Raw genomic sequence first — 12432 nt, 5'->3', positions numbered from 1 at the left:
TGAATATGTGGTATGACTTTCAGGTATGAATATGTGGTATGATTCTCAGGTATGAATATGTGGTATGACTTTCAGGTATGAATATGTGGCATGATTCTCAGGTATGAATATGTGGTATGACTTTCAGGTATGAATATGTGGTATGATTCTCAGGTATGAATATGTGGTATGAATTTCAGGTATGAATATGTGGCATGATTCTCAGGTATGAATATGTGGTATGACTTTCAGGTATGAATATGTGGTATGATTCTCAGGTATGAGTATCAGTACATCTTTATAATAACCTATTTTCACCTGTTTCTTGGGCAAAAAATTAAAGAATGTCTCAGTACATTGAAAATGTTTTTAAGTATTTGGCTTATATTGTCTGTTATATCTAAGCTTGCAAAAAGGTTGGAGAGTAAAATATGGCAGATGAAATTGACTACGAAATTATCGGTGACGATATGCAGATCGTCGAAGTTGAGCTTGATCCAAATGAAGCTGTTCAGGCAGAAGCTGGGGCTATGGCATACATGGGGCCCGGAATTGAGATGCAGACCAGTATGGGTAATGAAGGTGGTGGATTTTTCGGAGGTCTCAAAAAAGGACTTAAAAGGGCTCTTACAGGAGAAAGTTTCTTCATTACAAGCTTTGTTCACAAAGGTTCCGGAAAAGGGCATGTAGCTTTTGCGGCTCCTTATCCGGGAAAGATTATTCCCCTTGACCTCACAAAGTTCGGAGGCAGTCTCCTCTGTCAGAAAGACTCATTTCTCTGTGCTGCGCGTGGAGTAGATATAGAAATAGCTTTCACCCGCAAGCTCGGAGCAGGGTTCTTCGGTGGCGAAGGTTTTATCCTGCAGAGGCTGACAGGTGACGGTCTGGCCTTTCTCCATATAGGGGGCACAGTTATAAGAAAAGATCTGGCAGTTGGTGAAACTTATCGTGTCGACACAGGCTGTGTGGCAGCTTTCACCGAGACCGTAACATATGATATAACCTGGTCAAGGAACTTTAAAAATGCCCTTTTCGGTGGTGAAGGAGTTGTTCTTGCAACCCTTACAGGTCCAGGCACAGTGTATATGCAGAGCCTTCCTTTCTCTCGCCTTGCTGACAGAATCTTTGCAGCCTCTGTTTATGGCCGCCGAGACGAACAAACTGGCGTTGCCGGGACTGGTATTCTTGGAGGCATCATTGGCGGAGATAGATCATTCTAAAAATTGGGAACTGTCCTAAATGAAAAAATCGTTAAAAATAAGAAACTGCTCTAAATAAAAATACTCTAAATAAAACTACTCTAAATAAAACTACTCTAAATGATAATTAATTGTAAATCAAACTAAAGAGAAACTCATTTTAAAGTAGAATTTATTCTAAAACAAGAAATAAATCCAAAAGAAAGTTAGAAATTCAAAAAGGCCTGTTTTTAAGAAGCAGGCCTTCTTTTAATTACTGGTTTCAGGATTCCAATCAAGTTTTTTCTGCTCTTTCTCACTAGACTAGAGCTCATTCTTCAAGCGTACTTATTATATTTCTGCGAGCTAGAAAACCAGCAAGTTCATCATCCAAGCTAAGGACTGGAACACCTCCGACATCACGTTCCAACATTATCCTAACAGCTTCTTCAAGCGGTGTATTGGTATAGACACTAATCACACTACGGGTCATAATATCCCCTACCAATAGGTTCTTGATCCTTGAATCCTGCTGATTATCAGCGACTAGATCCCTAAAAGAACGCATAGCAAAGGCAATATCGTCTTCAGCAATAATGCCTACAAGTTTTCCGCTCTCAATTACTGGCAGCCTTCCTACGTTTTTGTCAAGGATAAGTCGCCTAGCGTGGCTAACCCTATCAGATGAACTGATAACTATAGGGTTTTTTTCCATTATTTCCCCGACAAAGCCTGTGAAGTGGTTTCGTTTCATGAATTCCTGGGGTGTCACCCAGCCCAGGGCTTTTCCATTATCAGTGACAATAATTACGCCCCCACTCTTTTTCATCAGGGTAAGAACATCCCTGGTATCGGTATCAGGCAGAACCTTTACGAAATTGTCGGATACGGCTGTTGCAACATGCAGAGAGGATGCAGGTTTGCTCAGTTTCTTGCGAGTTCCGAGCTGCTCTGTCAGACTTCTCATTGTAAGTACACCAAGTATCTGATCATCGTGGACTACCAGTAAGCGCTTTGTATCTTTCTTTTCCATTAGATCCAGGGCGTGAGATATGGTGTCTGACTTGTCAATCCTGTATGGCTGTACCATTATATCTTTAACTTGCATGCAATTCACCTCATGCGTATCCAGAACTTTTAATCATAATGTTCGCAATTTTTTGCGTGTTTTCTTCATCCGTTTTTCCTTTACTTCAATTTCGCATCCTTCTCTTGCTCTTAGCTGTTTTATCTATCGCTCTCTATTGCTTTCTATTGCTACTTTTGCAGTATATACCTCCACACTGCCAGATAATGGTTAGAGGATGGCTTTCATGATATCGGTTCTGCTTAATATTCCCACTATATTTTCTCCGTCACTGACAGGTAATGCAGTCACTCCTTCCTCTATCATTTTTTTAGCAGCTTCACTGACATTTTCATTTACGTCAATGGAGTTTATCGGAGAAACCATGATGTCCTCTGCGATTAAAGGCACCTCTTTTACGTATCTAAAGGTTTTCTGGCCTCCAGGTGAGGATTTACGTGCCATTTTGATGTTTTTCGTGGAAAGTTCGCCTTGAAAATCAGTTAAGAGATTTAAAGCAAGGCTTTTGCTGGAAATTATCCCTACAGGATTTCCTGCATCATCTTTGACGATTACTCTTTCGATCTCATTCCTGTTCATTTCATCAATTACGTGGTTAATAGTGTGATGCCTGTGAACAGAAACAATATCTTCAGACATTAACTTGGGGATTTTTGTTTTCATTTCCTCGCTATTTTCCGCAACATAACGCACAAGATCTGTCCTAGTGATAATGCCTACAATATCGTTCTTTACCACCGGAATGTTATGCACCCCGTTCTCAAGCATTAAGGCAGCTGCCTGGGAAATAGAGGCTTCAGGATAGATGGTAATAACCGATTCCGTCATCAGTAACTTAATAGGGATCTGGTCTATCGGTCTTCTCCTCCAGAGAGGTTCGGCCTGAGCCAGACGGTTAGTGATGTCTGATTTTGTAACGATTCCCACCATCTTGCCCTCATTGAGGACAAGCAATGTACTGATTCTATGCCTTAACATCAGATTTCTTGCACGTGACACGGGTTCGTCTGCGTTTAGGATATACACAGGTGAACTCATGATGTCCGCCACATTCATGAAGTACCTCCTTCACTTTTACAATATATAAGTATCAATAATTATACTTTTTGAATTGGATGTGAAAGCTACAACTTTTAACTATAGGCTGTAAATTTTTTGGGAAGTAACCAGTACCTCTTGTTGAAGTGAGAGCTATTTTAAAAGTTCTTATTTTTGAAAATCCTTGTTTTAAAATAGACTACACTCCAAATCCTGAATATTCAATGTACAGATTACTTCTCGACCTATCTACAAAGTAGGCTTATTTCCTGGCAGGTCCAGCTAGAGAATTTTTCTTTTTTAAAACTCCTGAAAACTTAGTCTTCTTAAACCTTAAACTCCTGAAAGCTTAATCTCCTTAAACTTTAAACTCCTGAAAACTTAGTTTCCTTAAACCTTAAACTCTTGAAAGCTTAATTTCCTTAAACTTTAAACTCTTGAAAGCTTAATCTCCTTAAATTTTAAACTCCTGAAAACTTAGTTTCTTTAAACCTCAAACTCTTGAAAGCTTAAGCCCGAAGCTTTTTCGGGCTCAGTCAACTTAAGGCTCAGTTAGACTTTAGTTTCACTAAACTTTGTTAAGTTTCAGGATAGTTTGAGCTAGCTTGAACTAGCATGACGGTTTTGATCAATTGAAACCAGTTCTGTTCAATTGGTTATTTACCAGGTTCATTCAGAGATCTAAGGAAATCCCTTTCAGTAATGATACCACGGAGCAGTCCATTCTCCAAAATTGGAAGTGAACCTATCTTTTTCTCAAGCATTATTTCCATCGCTTTTCCCAGGTCTGTACCCGGTTCAGTCCATATCAGTTCTTTTGAGACAATAGATCCTACAGGCTGGTCAAACGCTTCATGAATGTTTCCTGTTGTCAGCTTACTGAAAGCGTCTCCCCTTCCAAGGAAATGGACAATATCAGTGGAAGTGATAATTCCTGCGAAGATGCCATCTTTAACTACAGGAAGTCTTCGGAGCCAGTTATCTACCATTACTTTTGCTGCCTGTCCAATGGATGTCTCAGTTGACACCATCTTGACGTTCTTGGTCATATATTCATCAACAGTTCGGCTTGTCACGATTCCGCCCATCAGTTCAATTGCATTCCTTTCGGTAAAGATTGCAACGACCTGCATGTCATTGTTCACGATTGGAAGGCCGCCTCTTTTTCTTTCAATCATCATTGAAACAGCATCTTTAAAATCAGCCTGGTCATTAAGGTAGGGAATATTAGTTTCCATGATTTGCCGTACTTCTTCGTTGATTGCAGCCAGAAGGTTACCTTTGAAGCGGTTTTCAACGAGCAGATTCTTTCTTCCGCCCCCCAGGAAATCGATAATATCTACGGAAGTAACAACTCCTTCCAGCCTCCGCGTTCCGGCGTTTGTAATAGGAATGCGTCTGAACCTCTTTTCAGTCATAATCTTGATTGCTTCCATAATTGTTGCAGTAGGAGGAAGGGTTACTACACTCCTCGTTGCCAGGGCCAGGATTTTTCCTTCATGTTCTGAAATACGGGATTTAAACTCAGGACCTATTCGCATAGTGCCCATGCTGCTAATCATGTGCGGGTCTTTCTGCTGTGCTTTCTTGGATTTGCTCACGCCTGGCTGAACTTTCATCTTATCGACGGACGAAAATGTCGTATTTTTGTTCAATAGGACCACCGAATTCGAGTTGCAGTTAATTGCTTTTTTAGTATTCCATTTCTTCTTTTCCTGCTTTCTTGCGGAAACTTCCCTGGAATCTGCAGTTCATTCCTCAACAGACCCAGATTTGCTCCCGGAAAAAATAAAACCTGAAAGCAATTTTTCCCGAATCTTTCCGAAAGGTTTCCTTTATTTTAGATTTATAATTATTATTAATGATGATCTTTGATGTTATAATCTTTTTGCGTGAAAACTTGCTGCTGTTTTTCGCATTGCATTAATTCTCAGTTAATTGTTTGTTTAATTCTCAGTTAATTGTTTGTTTAATTCTCAGTTAATTCTTTGTTTAATTTTGCGATTATCTGTTATTCTTTCACCGGATACCTTCATTATACAGTTTTTTTTTCAAAGGCGATTTTCGAAGGTTTTTTCAGGCCATAAATTGACGATAGATTCCAGAAGGTCCTGTCTGTCGACGAGTCCAGATACCCTGTCCTTTTCATTTACTATGGTAACCCTTCCAATATCATAGTAAATAATCATCTTAATTGCACTTTGAATGGAATCATTTTCTGACAGTGTATACGTAGGGGTTGACATTATCTTTTCAACTTTTGGGCTCTCATTAGGCCTCGTTCGCCTTTCGTCTTCCGTTTCAGTGCGCACAGCACCTGATTTGATTATGTCCCTGCGGGTTATCATTCCAACGGGCTCGCCTTTCTTTGAAACTACAGGAATACCCGTATAATCGGTCTCGAGCATATGCGCCCAGACTACACTGACTTTGTCCTCTTGTGAACACGTTTTGACTTTTTTCGTCATCATGGTCTGCAGTGTTTTAGGAACATTTTTTGGGACTTCGACATTTCTGAGAATATCCACATTACTCAGGACTCCAACCACCGTACGATCCGTAGTTGATTTAACAACGGGAACTCTGTTCTGCTTCGATTGCACCATCAGTTTTGCGGCCTTTATAATATCCATATCCGGAGTGACTGTAGGGGATTGGCTTGCATACCCGCCTACTGTGACATTCGAGCGTGTAGAGGTAATCCTCAAGATATCCTGGTCACTCAGCATTCCCACAAGCCTGTTCTCTTCGTCAACAACAACAAGACTTCGAAGAAGGTAATCGCGCATCAGCTGACGGGCACGAGTCACAAACTCTCCTTCTTTGATACTCACAGGCTCATCTGTCATAATCTCACTAACGTTCACTGTATACCTCCTTATACTCTCTTTAAAAAAGATGTCTCTGGAAATTGATAAAGATTGTGAGTTATTCGTAGTCCTCACCTTCTTCCTGCCTGCAGTTTCTGCATAAATACCTACCGTGTACATACTTGAGGTCAACGGAAAAAACTAAACAGGATTCACATATACCAGTTATAAAATCCTCTAAATCTTCTGAAATCTCTTCTCTTGAGGGAATAGAGAATAGGGCTTCTCTATTCATATCAACAAGGTTTCTGAGGATAGTATCAAGTCCGGGTGTTATTGCCAGGATATCAGTACTCGAAATTATTCCTATTACTGTCCTGTCTTTCAGGACTGGCAGTCTTTTGATATTTGCCTTTAACATAATTTCGGAAGCTTCTGCAATACTTTTTTCGGGTTCTATGGTTATGAGAGGGCTCGAAAAAATATCCTTCGCTTCCACTTCACTTGGTTTTTTATTTTCGGTAACAATATTTTTAACAATATCCCTTTCAGTTATGATCCCCATAGCTTTATCATTCTCTGTGACGATAACGCTACCTGCATCACGATTGACCATTTCTCTTGCAATAGAAGGAATATCTGAGTTGATATCCATTACTATTACTGCCTTATTCATAGCCCTAGTAACCGAAACTTTATTGATGTCTCTGTTATGAATGCCGGCATATTTTCCCCTGTCAGCCTCTACATCCTTTTCGTGCCGACAGTTTCCGCATAAGTATCTGCCATCTACATACCTGAGGTCAATGGAAGTAGAACCACACGATTCACATACATTCATTCTGGAATTCTCTAAATCTGGAATCTCGTCTCTCGAGGGAATAGAGAGTAGGGCCTCTCTGTTCATATCAATAAGATCTCGAAGAATAGTATTAAGTCCAGGTGCTACCATCAGGATATCTGTATTCGAAATTACTCCTATTACTGTCCTATCTTTCAGGACTGGTAGTCTTTTAATTTTTGCTTTTAGCATGATTTCGGAAGCTTCTATTATGCTATTTTCAGGCTCTATGGTTATAAGAGGACTTGAGAGGACTTCTTTCGCTTCCAATTCACTTGGTTTTTTATTCTCTGTAACAATGTTTTTAATAAGATCTCTTTCAGTTATGATCCCCATAGCTTTACCATTTTCTGTGACGATAACGCTTCCTGCATCACGACTGACTATTTCTCTTGCAATAGAAGGAATATCTGAGTTGATATCCATTACTATTACTGCTTTATTCATAACCTCAGCAACTGAGAGCTCTCTTTCAATCTCTTTATTATGAATGCCAGCATATTTTCCCCTGTCAGCATCTATGTCCTTTTCAGGCCCATCTGCCATCTACTGCCATTCCCCCTTTGTCCTGTATGTCGGCAATTAATAATACAAAGTTCACAGTATAAAATTCACAGTATAAAAAGCCAAAATGTAGAATTTACGATTGAAGCTTTTTAAGTATCCACTCTCTAGGAAAACGCTCCATATTGGTTTAGTTTTCTTTCTAGTCTAGACTCTGAAACTATTAGTTTTTTAGAGACGATACTCTGGAGAAGCTCGTTATCCCGAATCTATTTTTGTCCGCATCCTCTAAGATGTTTTCCCCATAATTTTCGGATTTTTTTACAGCATCTATATATACGAGTCAATGGTACATAATGATAACGGCATTTGCATTTTTCATAAAACACATAAATCTTTATGAAATCAAGGACATTCACTTTAAATCTCCAGTTAGCTTGTTTATGGCGAATTCATAATAAAAAAATTTATAAGATATACACAGGAATTTTTTAAGTACCCCCATGTTTCCACTGGAGATTTTTGCTGAGAATGAAAAATGCTCCATTATCTGGAAGAAGTATTAGAAAGAAGCGCAGAAGAGAAGTATATCTTAGAAAACAGGTTTATACAGTTTAAAAAAATCAAAATTATATTTGTAATGCTTTCTATTTTTCTCACAGTAAATTTTTCAGACCCCCTCATTTCCACTGGAGAATACTTCACAAGCTTTTACCGTGAAAAGCATGGTTTAAGAAATAAACCAGAAAGAAGACACTGAAAAAGGAGAACGATTAAAGCATAAAAAGGAAAACGATTAGAGCATAATTACTCTGCTCCGATTCCCGATGCTCAGTTCAATTTCTTCGTTCAGACCATATTTCGCATAAGCATTAATGATCTGGATTTCGGAGTCAATATCAAGATCTTCGATCACATAAGCCTGTTCTCCCCAGAGAGTTATTTTTATGCTGCCGGTTTCGTCTTTTAATCGAAGGTTTGCAACTACATTCTCGGTTCCGTCTTCCCTTTCAAACTCTTTGAGTTCCCCTATTTCGGAAACTTTACCCTGAACCGAATAGCTTTCCCCAGGGATAATATCAGCAATATCCGTAAACTTTTCTCTGTACTCAATCTCCTTTTCACTCTTCTGGATTATTCCTCGCCCTCCCAGATTGAGTTCTATCTGCTGGCTGAATGCATTTTCCCGAGAGTAAGCATGAAGTACTTCTATGGTCTCGTCAAAATCGACTTCATCCAGAAAACTGGTTTTTTCATCCCATAGAGTCAGTCTGATTTTTCCAGTGGAATCTCCAAGAAGAAGATTTCCAACTCTTCCGGTAGCCCCGTCTTTTTTCTCAAAAGTCCGGATTTCTCCTATATCGAGTACTCTACCTGAAATGTTTATATTGCTCATATCAGCCTTGATGTCCTCAATTGGAATAAATTCCTCTTCGTACTCGACTTTTTTCTCACTTTTCCTTATTATGCTTCGATTTCCCACCTGTAGTTCAACTTTCTGAGTAAAGGCGTTCTCTCGCGCATAAGCATTGACCAGTTCAATAGTGTCTCCGTATTCTACCTGGTTCAGGAACTCGGTTCTGTCGTCCCAAAGGGTTACTCTGACTGTGCCTGTACTATCCCCGAGAAGCAGGTTTCCTACCTGTCCGCTAGTACCATCTTTCCGCTGGAAGGTCCTTACTTCTGAAATTTCCAGGATTTTTCCTGTCAAATTCAGGTCTCCCATGCCGTCTTTTATATCCTTTATTTTCTGGCTGCTGGCAGCCACATCGATTTCTTCTTCGGTCTCGGCCAGGACTCCATTATTTCCTACATTGACCTCTACTCCTGAGTACCCCTGCTTCGCATAACCGCTAACCTGGAGGGTTTGCCCTACTTTGATTTTTTCAGCTTTTATAAGATCTGCCATGTTATCCCAGAGCGTTATCCTAATCTTTCCGGTTTCATCTCCAACAATTATATTTCCGACTCTACCTATCGTCCCATCATTTCGAGTAAATTCTTTGGTGTCGAAAACCGACACAACTTTTGCAATAAAATTTATTTGTCCGCTTTCAGCTGTAATGTTTTCAATTTTCACACTGTCTCGACCTACATCTGAAAACCCAAGTTCGTTGGCAACTAGCATGGCAGCCATGGGTTCATCGCAAAGCCCTCCCATGCTTTCGACCTTTTCCTGTACATGCTGCAGGAAGTCTTCTTTACTGATAACGTGGCTGAGCTTCTTATAGATTGATTCGATATCTGTCATATTATCCCCTTAATGTATAATTTCTGTTTTCAGTGTCTATTATTTGCTTCAACTCTAATTAATAATTGTTAGTGTGTTGCTACCTTGAATTCAGTTCATCATTATGGCATAAAATTCAAAAGCTGTTTTAAGAGACCAGTAAATTGCAGCTAGTAAATATAAATTTACAGACCTGAGCACATTAATTCTTAAATCGCATCATTTAATGAATGATAAAAACGGTAATAACCAAATATCTTGTGAAGTCTCTTTTATTCTTTTTGATTCTAAATTCCAGCTATTTTAAGCTTATTTTTATAAGTTTAATTTTTTAAGTTGTGTTTCGTGTTCCTTTTCTTTCAGCTTCGGCAACGTACTGCAAGCAGTCCACCAATTTTTCTACTATAAAGCTTACGGATTGTAACCTGACAGTAAGTTTGAAATTAAGTCCACAAATATTCCTCAATAGACTGTTAAATTGAACTTCAACCGGAAATCAAGGCTCTAATAGTCCTTTCCAAAGTCCTGGTAAGATACTTTAAATATAGCTATCGTAAAATTACTTTAAATATAACTATCGTAAAATTACTTTAAATATAGCTGTCGTAAAATTACTTTAGGTATATACGCTACGGGTATGCAAGCGGTCCTACTAAAAATTACCGTGTACCCGATGAAAGTGTTTCTCAACAAAGTAGAATCAATATAATAAACTATGCCCATGCTTATCTGTTATGCTTCTTTCAGGCTTTCGAGCTAAAGATAATCTAAAATTAAAGCTTGATGCTTGATACTTTTCTATTTCTCCTTGGTCATCCTGCTAAAGAATTCAGAGGCTTCCTGTTATACAAAAAACCAGGGAATAAATTGGGGTAGAGGATAATTGAGAGACATAAAATTTTAGCTTTGTAGCTTTGTCAAAACAAAACTTAAAACAAACCTTATTTATAGTAAAGTTTCGTTATGTACGTGATACCATGATTCGAAAATGCACTGAGCACGGCTATTTTAGAGGAGGCAGCTGTCTGCAGTGTAAACGCCCTGGAAGATACCTGCTGGACGATAACAAGGAAGAAAAACTTGGTAGGTTTGTATCTGGTACTCTCCGGCATTTCCCAGAATCTGTAGGAGTTGAAATGGACAGATTCGGCTGGGTCAATATCAATGCTTTCTGTGACATTATGAGAAAGCGATACAGCTGGATGAGGAAGGAGTACCTTTACGCGCTTGTAGAATCTGATGAAAAAGGAAGGTACGAGATCCGCAATTCAAGAATCAGGGCACGTTACGGGCACTCTGTCAACATTGATCTGGATTATAGGGAAAGTGATTCTCAATATCTGTATTATGGTGCAAGCCCTGAAGAAGTTGATGTCCTGATGGAGAACGGAATTTTCCCAATAAAGCAAAGGTATGTCCACCTCAGCACTTCGTATGAAAAAGCAGTAGAAGTGGCTCTTATTCATACTGAAAGTCCTGTCATCCTTCAAATCGACGCCTTTAAAGCTCAAGAAGATGGGATCTCTCTCAAACTTGCAACTGATGACATCGTACTTGCGGAAAAGATACCTTCTGAATACCTCTTTGTCGTTGAAGATTGATTTTGAAGCTGCCCTTAAAAAATAGCTTTAAGATACTTATTAAACTTCCAGTAAGTTATTTGTGATACTTTTCTTTCCTTTCTTTTTCTTCTCCTTTTCTTTTCTCTTTTACCTATTGTTCTTCTTTTCTGTATCTACCTTTCCTATTCTCTTTCAACTCACGGACACTTCAAAAAGCCCTTCTTTTTTTTCTATCCTGAAGTTAACATCCAGAAACTGTTCAGTAACCCAAATATTTGTCTTAGTGTGAAGAGAGAGTTCACGGACAGTGTAAGAACTATTTCCTGCAAGAGCCATGTACGGTATTAGCTGGTCTGCCAGATATGTGTCAACAGAGGCTCCTGCTCTAAGTTCAAGAATAATTTCGTCTGCAGCATCTTTGCCTACTTTTTCTGCTGGAAGTCCTCTTTTCCCAAGGGCACTCCCACCCATATAGCCTGTCCAGACGGTTATCCCACTTCCAGTGGAAAAGGCTTCAAAGGATTGAGTTCCAATTTGAGATGGGTATCCGGCTTCCATTAATCTTGTACTGGCAGCTTCGGCCTGGCGTAAAGGTACATGAGCCGGAAGATTTGAAGCATGAGAAATTCCCTTGATTTTTTCTTCTTCTTTTAAAAAATGAAATCCTTGCAGCCTGCACGGTTTAAAATAAGCTGAAACTTTTCCTCCCCCTTTAGGGTAGTACCCGTGTTCTTTCAGGGTTACGCTGCCTGAGTATCCAAGCTGCTTCAGAGCGCTGAAGGTAACATGCTGCAGGTAGTCCATTGTCGGAGACCAGGCAACGTCAGTTCCTCCTTTTATCGTTAGTTCGACTTCCTCTTTCGCAAAAGGCAAGGCTGGCATAATGCACTGGAGAAACAAGGTTATGCTTCCTGCAGTCCCGATATCAATATCATACTTACCCCCCTTTATTTCGACTGGAACAAAAGAAAATTCAGTAGAGCCTGGAAAAAGTCCCGAGATCTGAGCTTGACAGATCTTGGCCGCTGTTTCCAGAGCTTTTAAATGCTGTTGTTTCAGGCCAGGATTTGGTCGGTTTTTCCTGATATTCGTAACTCTTATCCCTTTTCCAGTAACTGCGGAAAGAGCAACAGCCGTTCTGACCAACTGCCCTCCTCCTTCACCATAAGAGCCGTCGATTTCTAACATTTGCTTCTCCCATAT

The 12432-nt window shown here is 39.5% G+C and carries 10 protein-coding genes; 3 read left to right on the top strand and 7 right to left on the bottom strand.

All coding sequences use genetic code 11. The annotated features are described in order from the left end of the window. The first annotated feature begins 410 nt into the window (after positions 1 to 410). A complete protein-coding gene (locus tag ASJ81_RS11165) occupies positions 411 to 1199 on the top strand; it encodes a TIGR00266 family protein (protein ID WP_095644513.1) in 789 nt (262 codons plus the stop codon). 289 nt (positions 1200 to 1488) lie between these two features. Here ASJ81_RS11165 and ASJ81_RS11160 read toward each other — a convergent pair whose 3' ends face one another. From ASJ81_RS11160 to ASJ81_RS23755, 5 genes are all read right to left on the bottom strand, one after another. Further along, on the bottom strand, positions 1489 to 2265 hold the full coding sequence (locus tag ASJ81_RS11160; protein ID WP_170943288.1) for a CBS domain-containing protein: 777 nt from the start codon (positions 2263 to 2265) through the stop codon (positions 1489 to 1491). Between the two features lie 189 nt (positions 2266 to 2454). Next, positions 2455 to 3300, bottom strand: coding sequence for a CBS domain-containing protein (locus ASJ81_RS11155; protein ID WP_095644511.1), 846 nt, complete (start codon positions 3298 to 3300; stop codon positions 2455 to 2457). Positions 3301 to 3938: 638 nt separating this feature from the next. Beyond that, complete coding sequence (locus ASJ81_RS11150; protein WP_095644510.1) at positions 3939 to 4946, bottom strand: CBS domain-containing protein; 1008 nt, start codon at positions 4944 to 4946, stop codon at positions 3939 to 3941. Between the two features lie 387 nt (positions 4947 to 5333). After that, positions 5334 to 6149, bottom strand: coding sequence for a CBS domain-containing protein (locus ASJ81_RS11140; protein ID WP_095644509.1), 816 nt, complete (start codon positions 6147 to 6149; stop codon positions 5334 to 5336). A 61-nt stretch (positions 6150 to 6210) separates the two neighbouring features. Beyond that, entirely contained in the window at positions 6211 to 7479 is a 1269-nt protein-coding gene (locus ASJ81_RS23755; RefSeq protein ID WP_245860072.1) for a CBS domain-containing protein, read from the bottom strand. 496 nt (positions 7480 to 7975) lie between these two features. On the opposite strand from ASJ81_RS23755, the gene ASJ81_RS11130 reads away from it, so the two are divergent. Next, positions 7976 to 8197: a hypothetical protein gene (locus tag ASJ81_RS11130; protein ID WP_095644508.1), complete on the top strand. Its 222-nt coding sequence runs from the start codon at positions 7976 to 7978 to the stop codon at positions 8195 to 8197. A gap of 36 nt (positions 8198 to 8233) precedes the next feature. Here ASJ81_RS11130 and ASJ81_RS11125 read toward each other — a convergent pair whose 3' ends face one another. Continuing rightward, the gene (locus ASJ81_RS11125) at positions 8234 to 9688 is read right to left on the bottom strand and encodes an OB-fold nucleic acid binding domain-containing protein (RefSeq protein WP_095644507.1); all 1455 of its coding nucleotides are present in this window, start codon (positions 9686 to 9688) and stop codon (positions 8234 to 8236) included. A gap of 956 nt (positions 9689 to 10644) precedes the next feature. Here ASJ81_RS11125 and ASJ81_RS11120 point away from each other — a divergent pair. Beyond that, a complete protein-coding gene (locus tag ASJ81_RS11120) occupies positions 10645 to 11268 on the top strand; it encodes an RNA 2'-phosphotransferase (RefSeq protein ID WP_095644515.1) in 624 nt (207 codons plus the stop codon). 153 nt (positions 11269 to 11421) lie between these two features. On the opposite strand, the gene rtcA is transcribed toward ASJ81_RS11120, so the two are convergent. After that, positions 11422 to 12417, bottom strand: a complete 996-nt coding sequence (gene rtcA, locus ASJ81_RS11115; RefSeq protein ID WP_095644506.1) for an RNA 3'-terminal phosphate cyclase — start codon at positions 12415 to 12417, stop codon at positions 11422 to 11424. Positions 12418 to 12432 lie beyond the last annotated feature (15 nt).

It is taken from the genome of Methanosarcina spelaei (assembly GCF_002287235.1).
GTDB lineage: Archaea > Halobacteriota > Methanosarcinia > Methanosarcinales > Methanosarcinaceae > Methanosarcina > Methanosarcina spelaei.
Note: the sequence above shows the minus strand (reverse complement) of the source record. Positions and strands in the feature narration are given on the sequence as shown.

Excerpts from the sequence above, each read along its gene's own strand:
- ASJ81_RS11160 (WP_170943288.1), bottom strand. The coding sequence starts at position 2,265 with ATGCAAGTTAAAGATATAATGGTACAGCCATACAGGATTGACAAGTCA.
- ASJ81_RS23755 (WP_245860072.1), bottom strand. The coding sequence starts at position 7,479 with ATGGCAGATGGGCCTGAAAAGGACATAGATGCTGACAGGGGAAAATAT.
- ASJ81_RS11155 (WP_095644511.1), bottom strand. The coding sequence starts at position 3,300 with ATGAATGTGGCGGACATCATGAGTTCACCTGTGTATATCCTAAACGCA.
- ASJ81_RS11125 (WP_095644507.1), bottom strand. The coding sequence starts at position 9,688 with ATGACAGATATCGAATCAATCTATAAGAAGCTCAGCCACGTTATCAGT.
- rtcA (WP_095644506.1), bottom strand. The coding sequence starts at position 12,417 with ATGTTAGAAATCGACGGCTCTTATGGTGAAGGAGGAGGGCAGTTGGTC.
- ASJ81_RS11130 (WP_095644508.1), top strand. The coding sequence starts at position 7,976 with ATGCTCCATTATCTGGAAGAAGTATTAGAAAGAAGCGCAGAAGAGAAG.
- ASJ81_RS11165 (WP_095644513.1), top strand. The coding sequence starts at position 411 with ATGGCAGATGAAATTGACTACGAAATTATCGGTGACGATATGCAGATC.
- ASJ81_RS11120 (WP_095644515.1), top strand. The coding sequence starts at position 10,645 with ATGATTCGAAAATGCACTGAGCACGGCTATTTTAGAGGAGGCAGCTGT.